The organism is Seinonella peptonophila, assembly GCF_900129355.1.
In the GTDB taxonomy this organism is placed as follows: Bacteria; Bacillota; Bacilli; order Thermoactinomycetales; family Thermoactinomycetaceae; genus Seinonella; species Seinonella peptonophila.
Genome location: NZ_FQVL01000001.1, coordinates 497,765 through 514,567 on the forward strand (window position 1 = coordinate 497,765; position 16,803 = coordinate 514,567).

The window sequence follows — 16,803 nt, forward strand, 5'->3', positions numbered from 1 at the left end:
CTCCGATCTCACCTTGAGAAGTTATATTCGCCCCCTATTATATCCTTCTCTTTTTACATGCGATTTGAAGATTGTATGAAATTCACCATCTGATATAGTTTTATACGTTCTTCTTCTTTGCATTGACGATATGTGCCTTGCTTTAATCCCTTTAAGGTAAGAAAACCAATTTGATCACGTTTTAAACGAATGACTGGATGTCCGATTGCCTCACACATCCTTCTTACTTGACGATTTCGTCCTTCACGAATTACAATCCGTAATGTACAGATACTCTCTGTCGCTTTGATCCGCTCCACTTTTGCTGGCTGAGTCCATCCATCGTGAAGTTTTACGCCTTGTCGCAACTGTATGATCGCTTTTTGTGAAGGAATGCCCTTCACTTCTGCCACATAATGTTTTTCAATTTTATATCGTGGGTGGGTAAGTCGATTCGCTAATTCCCCGTCATTTGTAATTAATAACAAACCAGATGTATTGTAATCAAGTCTACCCACTGGATAGACACGTTCAGACACATGATGAAAAAAATCAGCCACTGTTTTTCGTCCTTGTGGGTCTGACATGCTTGTAATGACACCAATTGGCTTATGAAATAAAAAGACTTTCTTTATTTCCACTTGTAATCGTTTCTCTGCTACGAAAATCTCATCTACTAGAGGGTGCACTTTCGTTCCAAGTTTCTTAACGATTTGTCCATTTACCCTTACTAATCCTTCTAAAATTAGACGTTCACACTGTCGACGTGAAGCGATTCCAGCTTGTGCCATCACTTTCTGTAACCGTTCCAATTCCAATACAATTCTCCTTCCCCTTTACAAAGCTGACCTTGATTGTACAGCTTCTTATTTCCTGACTCAAGATACGTTATTTTTTGACACGATTTTTATAACCTAAGCTATAATGGAGTGATAAAGAATAGAATTGTGAGGTTTTTATTATGCAAAAGTTGAAATATTTCCCATTGTTTTTATTATTATGTGCTTTTTTCTTGAGTGGCTGTCAAGAACACCAAGCCCAGAAAAATCCACCGAGCAAAGAACAAGTGCTCCAACAAACGATACAAGAATTACAGAAACAGGGTACATATAAGCTTAAATATCAGCAAACCACCGAATCCCAGCTAACAAATCAAAAGAAAGCTACAACCAACAATCAATACACATTTGGTTATAAAAATGAGCAGTCATTCAGTTTATCCATTTTAGAACATCTACAATCCCCTACATATAAGAAAGAAATGAAGTTTCAAAAAAATTACCGTGTTGATGGAGAAAGCGTCTACGAAGATAACAAGCCAAAAAAATCCAGAGAATTAATTACTTATATAACAAATAATTATCTTGAAAAACAACCAATCCGTGTACCTAGCCTATTACTCGCACAATTACCACAATGGAAATCACAAATTACAATGAAACCACAAGGAAAAGAGTTTCAGCTTCACTATGAGACCAATCAGCCGGAAACAATCCAGAAATTTTTAATATTACCAGCAGGCCGAACTGTAGGAAAAGAGTTGAAAGTAGATATTACTGTTTCACCAACATTTCAGATCAATTCTGTAAAAAGCACTGCAAAATATATGAGTATCGAAGCTGCACAAAAACTTGAAGTTATGCGCAATGATACATGGAAACTAAATTAAACACATATAAAAGCACTTCTGAATAAAATTTTCAGAAGTGCTTTATGCATGAAATAAGTCTATTGAAAAATTAATGAGCAGAATAGGATGGAAAATACAAACCCAGCTAAGTCTGCCAAAAAGCCAACCTTAATCGCATAGAGAGAGTTTCGAATTCCAACTGCCCCAAAATAAACTGTTATCACATATAACGTTGTATCTGAACTACCTTGAATTGTAGAAGCTAACTTTCCAAGGTAAGAGTCGGGGCCATATGTTTTCATAATACTTTCAACAAAGGCAAGTGAACCTGTCCCCGAAATCGAGCGTAGAATTCCTACAGGAACAACTTCGCTTGGGATGTGTAACCAATTGATCAGTGGTGTCAAAAATTGTAGATAAAACTCTAGTGCTCCTGTATCTCGAAAAACCGCTACTGCAACCATCATCGCAACTAGATGAGGGATTAACTGAATAGCTGTGGGAAACCCATCTTTGGCACCATCAACAAAACTATTATAGAGTGGAACTTTACGAAAGAGACCATATAGCGGAATAGCCACCAGTAAAGCAGGAATCATAAACTTTGAGATGAGTGACATGGCTTCAAACATAGGTGACTACCTCCTCTGTCTCTTTTTCGTTTCCCGATTTCGAAAATACCGATCAACGATAATCGCAAAAGAAGTGGCACAGATCGTTGCTAATAGCGTTGGACCTATCACATCAGTAGGATTGATTGAACCATGCTTCATTCGAATTGCAATAATCGTTGTGGGAATTAAGGTTAGTCCAGAAGTATTAATCGCGAGTAGTGTACACATTGCGGGTGTGGCCGTTTTGGGATCAGGATTTAACTTTTGTAATTCTTCCATCGCTTTTAAACCAAGTGGTGTCGCGGCATTTCCTAATCCAAATAAATTTGCGCTCATATTGGAAAGTAGATACCCCATTGCTGGATGATCCGCAGGAACACTAGGAAATAGGAATCGAGCAAATGGGCCTAACAAATGGGCCAATTTTTTTAATAACCCGGCATCTTGGGCGATTCTCATAATACCTAACCAAAAAACAAGCACACTAATTAAGCCAATACAAACAGCTACAGCATCTTTAGCGCCATTTAATACAGCTTTCGTCACTAACTCGACATCGCCTTGAATAATCGCTGCCACTACACCACTTACAATCATAAAAAACCAGATATAATGAATCACTTGAATCCCCCTCTACCTGGCACCAAAAATGTTAAAAACACCTCTTTCCAGCGATAAACAAAGCTAGGTGGATCACTCCAACTACTGATAAGCGGAACGGCACCTAAATATTGACCATGTAAAAAAACACGTAGATGACCGACTACTTCATTCGAATTGTGTACGGTTTGCAGCGGATATGCGATCATAGGTTGAATTCTAAGCTGCCGTTTCTCTTGATCATCAATGGGATAGGCAAATGGCTGCTGAGTGATAATTTGCAATTGCTGTTTATTTCGATTAAAGATAGATGTATTTAAGATTTTTTCACCTTGGGGAATTGCTTGAGTAGAAAGCTTTTGAAAGCCATATTCATATAAATTTCGGTGATCATTCCAATCATCAGAAGCTCGTAATGTAACACAAACTAGATGATGTTTTCCTTTTTTAGCTGTTGTTACTAAAGTTCGTCCTGCTTTCTTTGTAAAGCCAGTTTTTACACCATCAGAAGCAGGGTATAGGGTTAAGAATTTATTTTTATTTCTGAATACCTGTTGCCAATCTTGCCCAGGCCAATCAAACTTCGCCACTTTCGATTTCACGATTTCTTGAAAAACTGGATGCTTCATAGCATAGGTTGTCAGAATCGCCATATCATAAGCTGATGAATAATGATTTTCCGAGTCAAGACCATGTGGATTAGCGAAATGACTATTAGACATTCCCAATTGTTCAGCTTTTTGATTCATTAAATAAACAAATCCATCAACTGAACCACCAATCGCTTCAGCAATCGCTACTGCAGCATCATTGCCTGAACGTAGCATGAGACCATATAACAATGCACGAAGTGGAATTTTTTGCCCTACTTTTAGATAGATCGAAGAACCTTCAACGCCAACTGCTCGCCCATTAATAGTTATTGGCTGATCAAGCTTACCACGCTCAATTGCTAATATAGCAGTCATGATTTTCGTGATACTAGCAATCTTCATTTTTTGATCTGCATGTTTTTGAAATAATATTTTTTTTGTATCCATATCATATAAAATAGCTGTCTCTGCACTTACTTCAGGCTTGGCTGCCTTTACATATTTAACTGACCCAAAACAAATAACAAAGCATACCAATGCAATAATCCATTTCTTCATTTTCTGACACCTCATCCGCGCATTCACAGTTTGTACAATATATTCGAACAAGCGGATGTTATGAAAAGAAAGATAGTATATACTAAATATTCAATAAATAAATAGCAATTCCTCCTAGATTAGTGAAAAGTATACTTATTTAGGAGGATATAATATCTAGATAACAAAAAGAGAAAAAATTAGCATTCCTTCTTGGAATCTACTACTCTTTTTTAAAGCAAAAGTTGATCATGCTTCAATTACAAATGGAACAAGTTCCTGCCGCTCAACATCAACTAAACCTAGATCGGTGATCTTTGCACGAGGAATGACTGGTAATGTGGCGACAATCAAACGATGGATCGGATTAAAACCTGGCATAATGGTTTGATTTAATTTCTCTATAAATTGATTGATTTGAGATCCTAGTCGAGTAGCAGGCTCTAAACTCATCAGTCCAGCTAATGGTAAAGCAAGCTTTGCAATCACCTCACCATTCCACACTCCGATCATCCCGCCATTCATCTCCCGCAAATGATTGGCTGCAATCGCCATATCTTTTGGATTTACACCTAGTACAGCTAAATGATGGCTGTCATGCGCAACAGTCGTTGCGACGGCGCCTGCAATAATCCCAAAGCCTGCTAACAACCCTTCAGCATGATTTTGGTTCAACCCATGACGATGCCAGACACTAATCTGACAAAGAGGAGCCTTTTTTCCTTGGTAGGCATTGAAATTAATTTCTCCATCTTGCACAGGTAAAGTTGTCTCTAAAAAATCAGTTGGAATTCCCGGAGCTGCATCATATTCGATCACTCGGACACTTACCTCTTTCACATCATCTTCTACTTTCATATGAAATTGAGATTCATCAAATCTATTTAAGCGAACCGTTTGTAAAAAGTGATCAGGAGGTGCTAACTCCGACTGCTGTTCCAGGCACATCCCGCGACTCGCTACATGTTTCCCCTCTACAAAGACATCCTGTACTTCTACTTGTTGGATATCCTTTAATAAAACCAAATCAGCTCGACGCCTAGGAGCTATGGCCCCCAGATCATACCTATGTAAACGATTTGCTGCATTTAAAGTAGCAAACCGTATGGCATGGATCGGCTCAATTCCCTCTTCTATAGCCCGCCTTACCACATGATCCATATGTCCTCGCTCCATTAAATGAACAGCTAACACATCATCGGAACAAAGTGTAACATTAGGTAAGTAGCCTAGCTCTTTGATAGCCTCAGCGATCGCAGCCATGTTCATCGAAAATGAACTTTCCCGAATCTCCACAGTCATTCCTGAACGAATTTTCTCTAGCGCCTCATCTCCTGTACGACACTCATGATCTGAGTCAGGGCCTGCTATCAAATAAGTAGAAAGCTCGTTGCCTGAAACTCTCGGTGCATGCCCTTGCGCAATTTTTCCAACCTCTTCATTCGCTTTTAAAATTCCCATCATTCTCTGATCCTCATGAATCACCCCATGATAATTCATCACTTCGGCAACTCCATCAATCTCTGGCCATTTCAGTAACTCCCGAATCACATCAGCAGTAAAATCCGCCCCAGACGTTTCAACTTTTGGAGCTGATGGAATGCAGGAAGGTGCAAGAGTTAAAACTCGTAAATCAAGATCTTTACATGCCTCCACCATATAGCGAACACCTTCTACGCCTAACACATTCGCAATCTCGTGCGGATCAGTTACAATCGTTGTCGTTCCATGTGGAAGAACAGTCTGCGCATATTGGGCTGGAGTTAACATACTACTTTCAATGTGTAAATGCGTATCGATTAAGCCAGGAATGGCATACATCTGTTGTGCATCCAAACGCTGATCCGCATCGAAATCCATTTTTTCCTGTTCAGACACATGTACAAACCATCCATCTTTGATACCGATAGATGCTGGATAGATTTCACCAGTAAAAACATTTACTAACTGGACATTTTCAATTACAAAATCAAGCGGTATATCTCCACGAGCCGCAGCCATTAATTCATTTTTCATTTTGATAGAACCCCTTTATTTGAGCCATAAAAAGTAGACCAATGGAATACATAGAATATAAAGACCAAGTGGTACCTGCTTCATTTTGCCCATTAACACATGAATTACCACATATGCTAAAATCCCAAAAACAATTCCATTAGCTAGGTTTGCGGTAAACGCAGTGATAATGACCATTAGTAATGCTGGAATGGCATCCTCGAAACTAGTGAAATCCAGATTTTTCAAAGCTGTTAGCATGCTTAAACCAATCGCAACTAATGCAGGTGCAGTCGCTGCAGTAGGAATCATTGTCAAAATCGGAGTTAAAAATAGAGTAATAAAAAAGATAATGCCTGTAAAAATAGCGGTTAACCCCGTACGTCCCCCAGCAGCCACCCCGCTTGCTGATTCCACATATGTTGTAACAGGTGTTAATCCCATTACAGAACCACCTACTGTAGCCAGACCATCTACGATAAATGGCTTTTTGATCCCAGGTAGATTACCATGTTGATCCAATAATCCTGCTTTTTCACTTACACCAAGAACAGTACCCATCGTGGAAAAAAACTCTCCCGTAAAAAAAGTAAACATAAGCGGAATATAAGCTAATTTGAGTGCGTTAACCCAGTCAACTTGAAAGATGATTGGCCCCGGATTCGGTGGTAAAGAGAGGATATGGGTAGGTAATTTGCTAAATCCAAACGGAATACTGATAAGTGTAATCACCAATATGCCATAAAGTACAGCTCCATTTACATTACGTGCCATTAATCCTAAGATAATTGCTAATCCAATTAACGCAAGTAAAACTTTAGGGTCATGAAGGCTCCCCAATTGTAAAAGTCCACTTGTTTTATTAGGTACAACGATACCAGCATTAGAAAATCCTAATGAGGCAATAAAAATCCCAACGGCAGCACCTATTGAATATTTAAGATTGACAGGGATAACTTTTGTAATCATTTCACGAATACCTAGAAAAGTTAAAATTAAAAAGACAACCCCTGAAATAAAAACCATTCCAAGTCCTGTCTGCCATGTAGCCAAACCACTTGCGACAATCGAATAAGCCATAAATGCATTTCCACCCATCCCTGGAGCAACCGCAAACGGGCGATTTGCATAAATACCCATTATAATGGAAAAAATACCAGATACGATTATTGTCGAAACTGTCACTGCACCTGTAGGCATTCCTGCTGCTTTCATAAGTGACGGTTGGATAATTATAATATATGCCATCGTTACAAATGTAGTAAATCCAGCAAGCAATTCTGTACGAATTGTTGTTTTATAATGCTGTAATTTAAATATGCGTTCTAAAAATTGTGCCACATATTCACTTCCTTCCTAGCTTCAATTCTGTCTATATCATGCTTCTGTTCATTTTTTTTATTCTGATTGAGAAAGGATTCCAACGATGAACTTATATGAGCAGCTGCTTCAGGATTCGCCAATTGTATCAAATAGTGCGAAAAGAGTTGCCAAAAGACTAGACACACTTGCACAGATAGCTCAAACGCCAGAAGGTGGGGCAAATCGCCTTGCATATTCCCCTGCTGATCGATCCGCCAAAGAACAACTAAAAATCTGGTTAAAAGAAATAGGTCTTCAAGTAGCTGAAGACGAAGTCGGAAATATCTTTGGACGTTTGGATGGTAAACATAATCATCTTCCAACAGTTATGGTTGGCTCACATCTCGACACAGTTCCAAATGGAGGGCACTTTGATGGGGTACTTGGAGTTATCTCAGCACTAGAAATATTACAACAATGGAGGCAAGATAATTTCCGGCCCAATCGGTCAATTGAACTCGTTTCATTCGCTGATGAAGAAGGGGTCAGATTTCAAACAAACCTGATTGGAAGTCATTTTTTTACAGGCAGTTGGGAATATGAAAAATTTGCTTCACTCATCGATCAAAATGAAGATTCATTCTTAAACGTACTAGCAAAAGACGGATTATCATTTAGCCAAAAAAGCCAGATTACACGTCCGAAAAAAGAGATTGAATGCTATATTGAATTACATATAGAGCAAGGGAAGGTTTTAGAATCCATTCATCTTCCTTTAGGGATTGTAAATGGGATCGCGGGATTATGTTGGTTAAAGGTAACATTTTCTGGTGAAGCAGGCCATGCAGGGAGTACACCTATGAAAAATCGTCGAGATGCTTTGAGTGCCGCTGCAGAAGCAATTCACATGATTGAAAAACTGCCCACCCAGATTAGCGATACGGCTGTAGCAACTGTTGGTCAACTTCTATTAAAACCAGGTAGCATCAATGTGATCCCAGCACAAGTTCAATTTACAATTGATATTCGAGATATCAACATTAAAAACCAACGAATGTTGAAAACAAAAATTTGGAAGCAACTTGAGCAAATAGCAGCAGAACGAAATATAATTGTGCAAATCGAAGAAACTCGTTTTGTATCGCCAACGCCCATGCACCCAAAGATCAATCAACTCATTGAAGATGTAATGGATCAATTGCAACACACACCTGTATATCTACCAAGTGGTGCTGGACATGACGCAATGGTAATGGGTAAATATTTCCCAACAGGCATGATCTTTGTTCGATGTAAAAATGGAATGAGTCATCATCCAGGAGAATGGGTTTCGCTATCCGATATCATGAGCGGAATTCAAGTGTTAGATAACGTATTGCGAAGGCTCGTTCAATCATAAAACGACTACTCTGAGAAAGTAGTCGTTTATAGGTCAACAACAAGGATCTGTATTTGACTTATGTTCTTTTGCATGCTTTCTACCTTGAAGACGTTCAAAGATTTGTGGGGCAAAATCGATTATCCGTTCATACAGATGGGAGGGAGAATCTGTTGACATTAAGCGCATCCCCTGTTCATTAACTACGATAAAAGCAACAGGAGTAATGGATACGCCACCGCCACTTCCTCCACCAAAAGGATGTTCTTGCTTAGCTTCTCCGTTTCCTTCCTGTTCATCTGAGGATGAACGTCTAGAACCACCATTTGTGGAGAATTCGCTCCCCCCTGCCGCAAATCCAAATCCAACTTTACTCACGGGTATAATCACACTTTTTCCATCAGGTGCTTCGATAGGATCTCCAATAATGGTATTTACGTCAACCATCTCTTTAATATTTTCCATAGCCGTTTTCATAAGCCCTTGAATTGGATGTTCAGCCAAACCAAACTCCTCCTTTATCAGAAATATTCGATTCATATCACAGCAGTGATAGGTTGCCCAGATATAATTTTTTTATGCAAAAAAAGGAAAGATCACTCTTTCTCTCTTCTCAATCCATTACAATTCGAAATTTATTCAAGTAATCCAATAATAAAACACCTCTATTTGGGTAATCGAAGAGGGAGTCATAATGATAAAACCAATAAAATATACCTTTTTTATAAGGCTTCATGTATAATACCTAAATACTCTATATATTCATCCTTGCTTTTTTATGGGCTTCTTTTGAACGAAGATAACCTCTTAACAAACGCAAACCCGCCTTAAGAAAGTACCCCAATCGAAAACGAAAAGTACTCCGAAAGGCAAGTGAAAAAACAGGTCTTGTGAAATTAGGGATGACATCTAAATGGGGTGATGTTTCCCATTTCACTTTTGGGTAAAAAAAACCAACTAGATTCGATTGAATTGACCAACATATACCTGTAATCACACCGGTCTCAGCCGCATCACCGGTGCCTACCTGAGTTTGAAAAGTTAGCTCTTCACAAACCACCCTTTGCAAAAAATCATGTGAGACATGCGCCATATTGCGAACTTGGTCAAGTAACCGATCCACAGAGTCTTTAAACCACTCGATTGAATCTTTTGTGATTCGTACTTCTTCTTCACGACTACTCGATTTCATCTTCAACTTCGCCCCTTGATTCAAACCTTGCCAATCAATCTTTGGAACCACATAGCGAAATTTTAACCAACGAAACCACGGTGAAATAATGAGCTCAATATGCTGTTCTTCATGATCCCAGTCAAAAATGATTTTGATCCAGATATTTGTGTACCAAATAACCCCAATAAGCGGGATGAGAATCAACAGAATGACCCAAAACAACATATCTACACCTTCTATCGAGTAATGTCTACATCCAAAATTAGACTTCCCGATTTTTCTAAATTTATTCTGGAGGGATTGCAATGGAAAGATTGATTATTCTAGCAGTAATTGGTCTTATTGCACAGCTTATTGATGGTTCCCTTGGTATGGCTTATGGAGTTACGACTACTTCTTTATTGTTTTTATATGGCTTTCCAGTTGCGCTTGCTTCGGCCTCTGTTCATATTGCAGAAGTCTTTACAACAGCAGCATCTGGTATTTCACACATTCGGTTTGGCAATGTGGATAAAAAAGTAATCTTCCGGTTAATCATACCTGGCTCAATTGGAGCATTTGGAGGAGCCATTTTCGTTAGCTCACTTCCAGGTGATATGATCAAGCCCTATGTGTCAGCCTTTTTATTACTATTAGGTATTTATGTTTTAATTAGATTTCTCTATCGAGTAAAAATCCAACCTACCCGAACCATTTCTAGCAAAATACTATATCCACTTGGTCTAATCGCTGGATTTGCAGATGCAACTGGTGGTGGGGGATGGGGACCGATCACGACCCCCATTTTACTAAGTCGCAATCAGATGGAGCCTCGGAAAGTGATTGGATCAGTGGATACAAGTGAATTTGCTGTAGCATCTTCTGCATCGATCGGTTTTTTACTCTCTTTGGGCTTTTCTCATATCAGTTGGCTTTGGGTAAGCGCGCTAATCGCGGGGGGGATCCTTGCCGCACCTATTGCTGCTTGGTTAGTTCACATCATGCCAGCAAGAATTCTAGGCGTTCTTGTGGGGGGCATTATTATCGTGACAAATTTGAAAACGCTGTTAGAAACCTTTTCAGTGGAACCGATTGGACAATGGACTGTCTATTCCATCGCCATTGTCATCTGGTTTATAGCACTTGCTTATTCAATCATTATTCACCGTCGAACCAACTCTGAACATGGGAGCGAAAAAGCATAAAAATAACCGATTGCTCACACAATTAGGAAGCATCGGTTTCATCCTGTTCTATTTCTTTTTTTGTTTTGGATACGCCAAGCCTATGTATTAAATCTTGCTTATCTGTTTCCCATTCTTGCCAATTAAAAATTGTATGCGGAGAAGGCAATTCGTCTATGTGATTTAAGCCAAAATAACTCAAAAACTCTTGAGTTGTTCCATAAAGTCGTGGACGACCGACCCCCTCTGCACGCCCTACAGCACAAACTAATTTTTTCTGCTGCAATTTTTGCAGCACATGATCACTTTTCACCCCACGTATCTCCTCGATTTCAATCCTAGTAATCGGCTGGCGATAAGCGATAATCGCTAATGTCTCAAGTGATGATCGAGATAACTTGGCATGTCGAGGAGTTCTTGCCATTCGTGCGAGATACGGATAGTGCTCAGGTAATGTCGTAATTTGATACGTTTGTGCCACTTTGATAATTTGCATACCCCTTTGCTGTTCTTTCCAATCTACTCGTAATTCATGAACGAGAAGATCGATTTTGTTTTTATCTGTTTCTAAAACTTTTGCCAATTCTTTATTTGTCAAACCCTCTTCACCAGCAGCAAAAAGTAAACCTTCTAAGATAGATTTCAACTGTAAAGACTCATCCATGAATGAGCACCCTTTCTTCCTTACCGATCCATGTAATCTCTAATTCTTTAAAGGGATGTGTCTGCACACAATAAACTTGCTTTCCTCTCATCAGTTCAAGCAAAGCCAAGAATGTTGTGATGATTCGCTCTCTTGTTAAGACAGACCAAGTACACAGGTCAGTAAAAAAAACTTTCCTTCTTCTCTTTAAAAATTGTACGATTTCTTCCATTCGATCACTCACTGATATCTCTTCACGAATCAACTTCGTTGTCGGCTCAGACTCTTGACGCTTATTTTGCCTTAAAATCTCTTCGAATGCTGATAAGATAGCATCTAAAGAAGTCCCCTTTAAAGGATGTATCTCTTTGGCATATGCTGATAAATCGATTGGCGCTCGACCAAAAAGTCGACTTTGCTCTGCCTCTCTCTCAGCTAAAACTTGTCCAAGGCGTTTATATCTCTTATATTCTAGTAGGCGTTCAATCAGTTGCTCTCGTGGATCACTCCACTCTTCCAGTTCACCATCTAGCAACGTTTCATTACTAGGTTTTGTTGGAAGGAGCATCCGGCTTTTAATGGCGAGCAAAGTAGCGGCCATAACGACAAATTCACTCGCAATCTCCAGTCGTAACTCCTTCGCTTGATCCAAAATTTCAATATATTGATTGGTAATCTCCGTAATTGATATTTCATAGATATCAACCTCGGATCGCTCGATCAAATGAAGTAACAGATCAAGCGGTCCTTCAAATTGATCTAGTTTTACTTGTACATCCATTCCAATACCACTGCTTTCCTTACCACAACAAGTATTATATATTAAGTGATCGATTTACGATTTAGTACTTGCATACAAAGATAACATAGAATTGCAAAAAAGATCGAGATTAAAGTTGTATGCAGAAGAGCTGCTAAAACTTGTCCCCCAGTAAAAACAGTAATAACCCCACTTGCTGCTTGTAAAATAATAAACACGAATGCAGCGTTAACACCATGAACTAAGTCTTTTCTTTGACGATACTGGTTCCATATCCAAATCGCTACAATCAAAACAAATAAAACTAACGAAATCGCCGCAAAACGATGTAACATATGGATACCAGACGGCGTTACAAAGTTAGGCAACCAATGAGAACCACAGCCTGGAAATTGATAACCACAACCCATTGTAGCATGAGCATGTCGAACATAAGCCCCTGTATAAACGACTAAATAAGTGTAGATGGCTAATCCCCAAACACCTACTTGTAAACCCCGATGAACGGGTAAACGTGTCTTTTCATCAGCTTTATTCATTTGAAAGAGATGAACAGCAAGTAATACTACACTTGCAAATGAAATCAAAGAAAAACCAAAATGTAACGCCAATGCTGCCTGTTTTGCAAAAGTATCTTCAAAAACAACCGTTAATGCACCTAATGCCCCTTGTAGAATCACAAAAAAGAGGCTTAAAAATCCCAATGTTTTTACCTTTCGATCGCTGCGATATCGAATCCATGTAGCAACCGTTAATACCAGAATAAGAAACCCAACCGATCCTGAAATAATCCGATGACTATATTCAAAAACAGTTTCAATCGGCAATGACTGAGGAATCAGTTGACCATGACAAAATGGCCATGAATTCCCACAGCCTTTGCCTGAACCAGTTTTTGTAACAATAGCTCCCATCAACAACATCAGATAAGCACCAAAAGCAGTTACCACTGATAAGTACCTGAGTAGACGATCTAGCATATCTTTCCCCTCGTTTTCGCTCATTTCGACGTTAACTATAACATAAACGAAGGGATCTCAACTGTTAGTGGAACGAAACTGGCACAAAATTTCCACATCCTAGCATAGCTCAACAGACTGACGTTTCTTTAAACGTTTGGGAATTCGATCATGTGAAATTAAATCCTCATATGATTCACGTTCTACAATTAACTCTGCTTTTCCATCCGAAACTAATACCATTGCAGGCCTGCGTAATCGATTATAATTACTTGCCATTGAATAATTGTATGCGCCTGTAGACCCTACAGCAAGCAAGTCACCTGTTTTTACTGTTGGCAATGAAATATCCCAGATTAACATATCTCCTGATTCACAACACTTTCCAGCAATTGAGACAAGCTGTTCTTTGGATTCACTGGCTCGATTTGCTAATATCGCATCATATTCAGCTTGGTAAAGGGCAGGACGAGGGTTATCTGTCATCCCTCCATCAACCGACACATAAGTACGAATTCCAGGAATCTCTTTGATGGTTCCAATTGTATAAAGAGTTGTTCCAGCTTCCCCTACCAGATAACGTCCAGGTTCTAACCATACTTCTGGATATTCAGGAAAGCGTGCGAAAGAGTGTTTAATATTGGCTGCAATTGTCTGAACAAACGCTTCTGGTGTAGGCGGATAATCATCTTCCCGATAGCGAATACCAAAACCACCACCAACATTGAATAATTTACATGGAATCGATTCTTCGTTCCATAATTGATATGCAAAATGAGCCATTTTTTCAATCGCAACACTAAAGGCTTCAAGTTCAAATATCTGAGATCCAATATGACAATGATATCCTTCCAACTGCAAATACGGGGAACGATGCGCTTGTCTGGCGGCTTGATGAGCAAGTCCACTCGTAAGCGCAAAGCCAAACTTAGAATCTTCCTGCCCTGTCTGAATATAAGCATGTGTATGCGCCTCTACACCAGGTGTAATCCGTAGCAGAACAGATACGATTTGCTTCTTCTCACGAGCTAACGTTTCCAGTAATTCCATCTCAATAAAATTATCGACTACAAAAAGACGAATCCCCATTGAAAGGGCCATCTCTAACTCATCAATCGATTTATTGTTCCCATGAAAATAAATACGTTTACTTGGAAATCCAGCCTGTTCGGCTGTAAAAAGCTCGCCTCCGGATACTACATCCAAAAAGAGACCTTCTTCATCAACGATACGACATATAGCTAAAGTAGACAATGCTTTACTCGCATATGCTACTTGCATTGAAAGCCCGCTTTGTGCTGCCGCTTGTTTTAGTGCTTTCATTCGTTCTCGAATATAACGCTCATCTAATACATAGAGTGGTGTGCCATATTGCTTCGCCAGTTCGACTGTGTCACAACCTCCTATCTCTAGATGTCCTTTATCATTAATACGACTCGATCCATGTAGATACATAATGGGGTTCCCTTTCTCTATCAATGTATGATCAATCAATATGTATCACTATACGACAGTAACGCAGAGAAGTGAATAGACAAATTATACAAACAGTATCATATATTGCTTTTTTATCCTACATGGAAAAATAGCCATTGAAACAAGGAGCCACAAACTTTTCCTAAAACCATAGCGACCAGTAAATAGGCTAAATACATATGCATCCCAAGGCGTTTAGCTAAAATCGGAATGACATTCATTACCTCTGTTAAAGCAGCAGCTAATAAACCGATAAAAATCCCCATGAACAATCCAAGTATTAATAGAAAGTATGGTGAAGCATGCAATGCTAAATCAAAAAAGTCCCAAACTGTAAAACTGATAACACCTAGAATAATCGCCCACTCATAAGCATATAGCGCTGATGGACTTCTGGATAGTTGAACTAACCTTGGAATGATATCTAGTACAGTGATAAAAGCAACAAAACCGCCCCCTACTGCAATTCCTCCTGCAAAGCCCAACAATATAGCGATCAAACTATGAATGAGGAACATGACCTTTTTTTCCCATCTGTTTCTTTTCGTGGTCAATCATATATTGGTCAATTGTTTCTTGATAGAGAAACATTTCTAATTCCATCGGACTCGGTTCTTCATTAATTCTCCTATTAAGAAATCGATTAAAAAAAAGTATCATTCCCAAACCAATCCCTAATGAATATGGAATTTGCAACAATAAAGGGTACTCCAGCTTATTTCCTGTTAACAAATAATAAATTCTTTGATGAACTTCTTTCATACTAACATCTGTATGAAAATTAATAATTGCTAATCCAGCACCAATAAAAATAATGATCCAAACTCCTACAACTAAGAAAAGTTTTGGAACACGAGATTCTAATTGAACTTCAATTAGAGTCTGAGCCACCCCAATAGGCCGAATCTCCACTTTTGGCAACTGCTGTTGTAGAAGTTTACAGATCTGTAAAGCATCAATCACATGATAATTTCCGCCCTTGGTGGAGATCGTGGCAATAGGTAGAGTATCGAGATTTAGTAGGTTATGTGAAGAAGATAATTCACAGATGTCACCCAAACATAATTGCTGACCGTTTTTTACCCGTATGCGCTTTTTCATCCGAAAATAAATGGTTTGATTGCTCATAGGGGTCATTCCCTTCTTTAAACATCGAATTTATTATGCTTATCTTTAAAAGAAAAATACCTGAAGCCGATTGGGGTTCTCATCCCTTTGGCATTCAGGTTTACTCTTTCGCCTCTAAGTCTTCTCTCATCCGGTCAATAATCTTTTTTTCCAATCGAGAAACTTGAACTTGTGAAATCCCTAGTCGCTGTGCTACCTCTGTCTGGGTTTGATCTTTAAAAAATCGAAGAAAGACGATTAGTTGTTCCCTAGGTTGTAAACGACTAATCGCATCTTTTAAAGTTAATTTTTCAAACCAGATTGATTCAGATTCTTCTGAAATCATATCCATCAATGTGATCGGGTCACCATCATTTTCATAGACTTTTTCATGGATCGAAGTGGGTAGTCGATTTGCCTCTTGGGCAAAAACGATTTCTTCTGCTTCCACACCAATTGATTCTGCAATTTCATGTATGGTAGGCTGTCTTTCTAATTCCTTTACTAATTCGTCTCTGGCCTTTCTTACTTTATTCGAAAGCTCTTTTAGAGAACGGCTTACTTTGACCATTCCATCATCGCGAAGAAATCTTTGAATCTCTCCAATGATCATTGGGACAGCATAGGTCGAAAACTTTACCTCATATGTAAGGTCAAACTTATCAACCGCTTTTAAAAGTCCAATACAACCGATTTGAAATAAATCTTCTGAATCATAACCACGATTTAGAAAGCGTTGAACAACTGACCAAACTAATCGAATATTATGATTCACGAGTCGATCACGAGCGCTGCGATCCCCGGTTTGACTCTGTTTAATCAAGTTACGAACTTCTTTATCCGACAAGTAAGGATGGCGACTATTTCGCACATCTGCTTCCATATTGCGTGCT

Annotated in this window: 18 protein-coding genes; 3 read left to right on the plus strand and 15 right to left on the minus strand. The window is 39.0% G+C overall.

Annotated features, from left to right (window positions below):
• Nucleotides 1–53: 53 nt before the first annotated feature.
• Nucleotides 54–797: a pseudouridine synthase gene (locus BUB71_RS02390; RefSeq protein ID WP_139278956.1), complete on the minus strand. Its 744-nt coding sequence runs from the start codon at nucleotides 795–797 to the stop codon at nucleotides 54–56.
• Nucleotides 798–940: 143 nt separating this feature from the next.
• Here BUB71_RS02390 and BUB71_RS02395 point away from each other — a divergent pair, with 143 nt between their 5' ends.
• Nucleotides 941–1,648: a hypothetical protein gene (locus tag BUB71_RS02395; protein ID WP_073151369.1), complete on the plus strand. Its 708-nt coding sequence runs from the start codon at nucleotides 941–943 to the stop codon at nucleotides 1,646–1,648.
• Nucleotides 1,649–1,707: 59 nt separating this feature from the next.
• Here BUB71_RS02395 and BUB71_RS02400 read toward each other — a convergent pair whose 3' ends face one another.
• From BUB71_RS02400 to BUB71_RS02420, 5 genes are all read right to left on the minus strand, one after another.
• Complete coding sequence (locus BUB71_RS02400; RefSeq protein WP_073151372.1) at nucleotides 1,708–2,241, minus strand: spore maturation protein; 534 nt, start codon at nucleotides 2,239–2,241, stop codon at nucleotides 1,708–1,710.
• A gap of 6 nt (nucleotides 2,242–2,247) precedes the next feature.
• Nucleotides 2,248–2,844 (minus strand): nucleoside recognition domain-containing protein, encoded by a 597-nt coding sequence (locus BUB71_RS02405; protein ID WP_073151375.1) that lies wholly within the window; start codon nucleotides 2,842–2,844, stop codon nucleotides 2,248–2,250.
• Nucleotides 2,841–3,974, minus strand: coding sequence for a D-alanyl-D-alanine carboxypeptidase family protein (locus BUB71_RS02410; RefSeq protein ID WP_175552259.1), 1,134 nt, complete (start codon nucleotides 3,972–3,974; stop codon nucleotides 2,841–2,843). The genes BUB71_RS02405 and BUB71_RS02410 overlap by 4 nt, the downstream gene beginning before the upstream one ends.
• Nucleotides 3,975–4,202: 228 nt before the next feature.
• Entirely contained in the window at nucleotides 4,203–5,969 is a 1,767-nt protein-coding gene (gene ade, locus BUB71_RS02415) for an adenine deaminase (protein WP_084730951.1), read from the minus strand.
• Nucleotides 5,970–5,984: 15 nt separating this feature from the next.
• Nucleotides 5,985–7,289, minus strand: a complete 1,305-nt coding sequence (locus BUB71_RS02420; protein ID WP_073151384.1) for an NCS2 family permease — start codon at nucleotides 7,287–7,289, stop codon at nucleotides 5,985–5,987.
• 85 nt (nucleotides 7,290–7,374) lie between these two features.
• On the opposite strand from BUB71_RS02420, the gene BUB71_RS02425 reads away from it, so the two are divergent.
• Nucleotides 7,375–8,649 (plus strand): M20 family metallo-hydrolase, encoded by a 1,275-nt coding sequence (locus BUB71_RS02425; protein ID WP_073151387.1) that lies wholly within the window; start codon nucleotides 7,375–7,377, stop codon nucleotides 8,647–8,649.
• 33 nt (nucleotides 8,650–8,682) lie between these two features.
• Here the strand turns inward: BUB71_RS02425 and ytfJ are convergent, their stop codons facing one another.
• Together ytfJ and BUB71_RS02435 are read right to left on the minus strand one after the other, a co-directional pair.
• Nucleotides 8,683–9,132, minus strand: coding sequence for a GerW family sporulation protein (gene ytfJ / locus BUB71_RS02430; RefSeq protein ID WP_139278957.1), 450 nt, complete (start codon nucleotides 9,130–9,132; stop codon nucleotides 8,683–8,685).
• Between the two features lie 250 nt (nucleotides 9,133–9,382).
• Nucleotides 9,383–10,027, minus strand: a complete 645-nt coding sequence (locus BUB71_RS02435; RefSeq protein ID WP_073151394.1) for a DUF2953 domain-containing protein — start codon at nucleotides 10,025–10,027, stop codon at nucleotides 9,383–9,385.
• 80 nt (nucleotides 10,028–10,107) lie between these two features.
• On the opposite strand from BUB71_RS02435, the gene BUB71_RS02440 reads away from it, so the two are divergent.
• Nucleotides 10,108–10,986 (plus strand): sulfite exporter TauE/SafE family protein, encoded by an 879-nt coding sequence (locus BUB71_RS02440; RefSeq protein ID WP_073151397.1) that lies wholly within the window; start codon nucleotides 10,108–10,110, stop codon nucleotides 10,984–10,986.
• A 22-nt stretch (nucleotides 10,987–11,008) separates the two neighbouring features.
• On the opposite strand, the gene scpB is transcribed toward BUB71_RS02440, so the two are convergent.
• The 7 genes from scpB to sigF all read right to left on the minus strand — a co-directional run bounded on the left by scpB (nucleotide 11,009) and on the right by sigF (nucleotide 16,793).
• Nucleotides 11,009–11,629 carry an SMC-Scp complex subunit ScpB gene (scpB, locus tag BUB71_RS02445; protein WP_073151401.1) on the minus strand — a complete coding sequence of 207 codons (621 nt, stop codon included), beginning with the start codon at nucleotides 11,627–11,629 and terminating at the stop codon, nucleotides 11,009–11,011.
• Nucleotides 11,622–12,389: a segregation and condensation protein A gene (locus tag BUB71_RS02450; protein WP_073151404.1), complete on the minus strand. Its 768-nt coding sequence runs from the start codon at nucleotides 12,387–12,389 to the stop codon at nucleotides 11,622–11,624. Before BUB71_RS02450 ends, scpB begins: the two co-directional genes overlap by 8 nt.
• 41 nt (nucleotides 12,390–12,430) lie before the next feature.
• Nucleotides 12,431–13,348: a COX15/CtaA family protein gene (locus BUB71_RS02455; protein WP_073151408.1), complete on the minus strand. Its 918-nt coding sequence runs from the start codon at nucleotides 13,346–13,348 to the stop codon at nucleotides 12,431–12,433.
• 99 nt (nucleotides 13,349–13,447) lie between these two features.
• Nucleotides 13,448–14,782 carry a diaminopimelate decarboxylase gene (gene lysA, locus BUB71_RS02460; RefSeq protein ID WP_073151411.1) on the minus strand — a complete coding sequence of 445 codons (1,335 nt, stop codon included), beginning with the start codon at nucleotides 14,780–14,782 and terminating at the stop codon, nucleotides 13,448–13,450.
• Nucleotides 14,783–14,895: 113 nt separating this feature from the next.
• A complete protein-coding gene (locus tag BUB71_RS02465) occupies nucleotides 14,896–15,321 on the minus strand; it encodes a stage V sporulation protein AB (RefSeq protein WP_073151414.1) in 426 nt (141 codons plus the stop codon).
• Nucleotides 15,305–15,931: a stage V sporulation protein AA gene (locus BUB71_RS02470; RefSeq protein ID WP_073151416.1), complete on the minus strand. Its 627-nt coding sequence runs from the start codon at nucleotides 15,929–15,931 to the stop codon at nucleotides 15,305–15,307. Before BUB71_RS02470 ends, BUB71_RS02465 begins: the two co-directional genes overlap by 17 nt.
• A 100-nt stretch (nucleotides 15,932–16,031) precedes the next feature.
• Nucleotides 16,032–16,793, minus strand: coding sequence for an RNA polymerase sporulation sigma factor SigF (gene sigF / locus BUB71_RS02475; RefSeq protein WP_073151418.1), 762 nt, complete (start codon nucleotides 16,791–16,793; stop codon nucleotides 16,032–16,034).
• Nucleotides 16,794–16,803 lie beyond the last annotated feature (10 nt).

What these genes read in the sequence shown, in the direction of transcription:
- BUB71_RS02395 (WP_073151369.1), top strand. Translation starts at nt 941, where the DNA reads ATGCAAAAGTTGAAATATTTCCCATTGTTTTTATTATTATGTGCTTTT.
- BUB71_RS02400 (WP_073151372.1), bottom strand. Translation starts at nt 2,241, where the DNA reads ATGTTTGAAGCCATGTCACTCATCTCAAAGTTTATGATTCCTGCTTTA.
- BUB71_RS02410 (WP_175552259.1), bottom strand. Translation starts at nt 3,974, where the DNA reads ATGAAGAAATGGATTATTGCATTGGTATGCTTTGTTATTTGTTTTGGG.
- ade (WP_084730951.1), bottom strand. Translation starts at nt 5,969, where the DNA reads ATGAAAAATGAATTAATGGCTGCGGCTCGTGGAGATATACCGCTTGAT.
- BUB71_RS02425 (WP_073151387.1), top strand. Translation starts at nt 7,375, where the DNA reads ATGAACTTATATGAGCAGCTGCTTCAGGATTCGCCAATTGTATCAAAT.
- BUB71_RS02435 (WP_073151394.1), bottom strand. Translation starts at nt 10,027, where the DNA reads ATGTTGTTTTGGGTCATTCTGTTGATTCTCATCCCGCTTATTGGGGTT.
- BUB71_RS02440 (WP_073151397.1), top strand. Translation starts at nt 10,108, where the DNA reads ATGGAAAGATTGATTATTCTAGCAGTAATTGGTCTTATTGCACAGCTT.
- scpB (WP_073151401.1), bottom strand. Translation starts at nt 11,629, where the DNA reads ATGGATGAGTCTTTACAGTTGAAATCTATCTTAGAAGGTTTACTTTTT.
- BUB71_RS02450 (WP_073151404.1), bottom strand. Translation starts at nt 12,389, where the DNA reads ATGGATGTACAAGTAAAACTAGATCAATTTGAAGGACCGCTTGATCTG.
- BUB71_RS02455 (WP_073151408.1), bottom strand. Translation starts at nt 13,348, where the DNA reads ATGCTAGATCGTCTACTCAGGTACTTATCAGTGGTAACTGCTTTTGGT.
- lysA (WP_073151411.1), bottom strand. Translation starts at nt 14,782, where the DNA reads ATGTATCTACATGGATCGAGTCGTATTAATGATAAAGGACATCTAGAG.
- BUB71_RS02465 (WP_073151414.1), bottom strand. Translation starts at nt 15,321, where the DNA reads ATGTTCCTCATTCATAGTTTGATCGCTATATTGTTGGGCTTTGCAGGA.
- BUB71_RS02470 (WP_073151416.1), bottom strand. Translation starts at nt 15,931, where the DNA reads ATGAGCAATCAAACCATTTATTTTCGGATGAAAAAGCGCATACGGGTA.
- sigF (WP_073151418.1), bottom strand. Translation starts at nt 16,793, where the DNA reads ATGGAAGCAGATGTGCGAAATAGTCGCCATCCTTACTTGTCGGATAAA.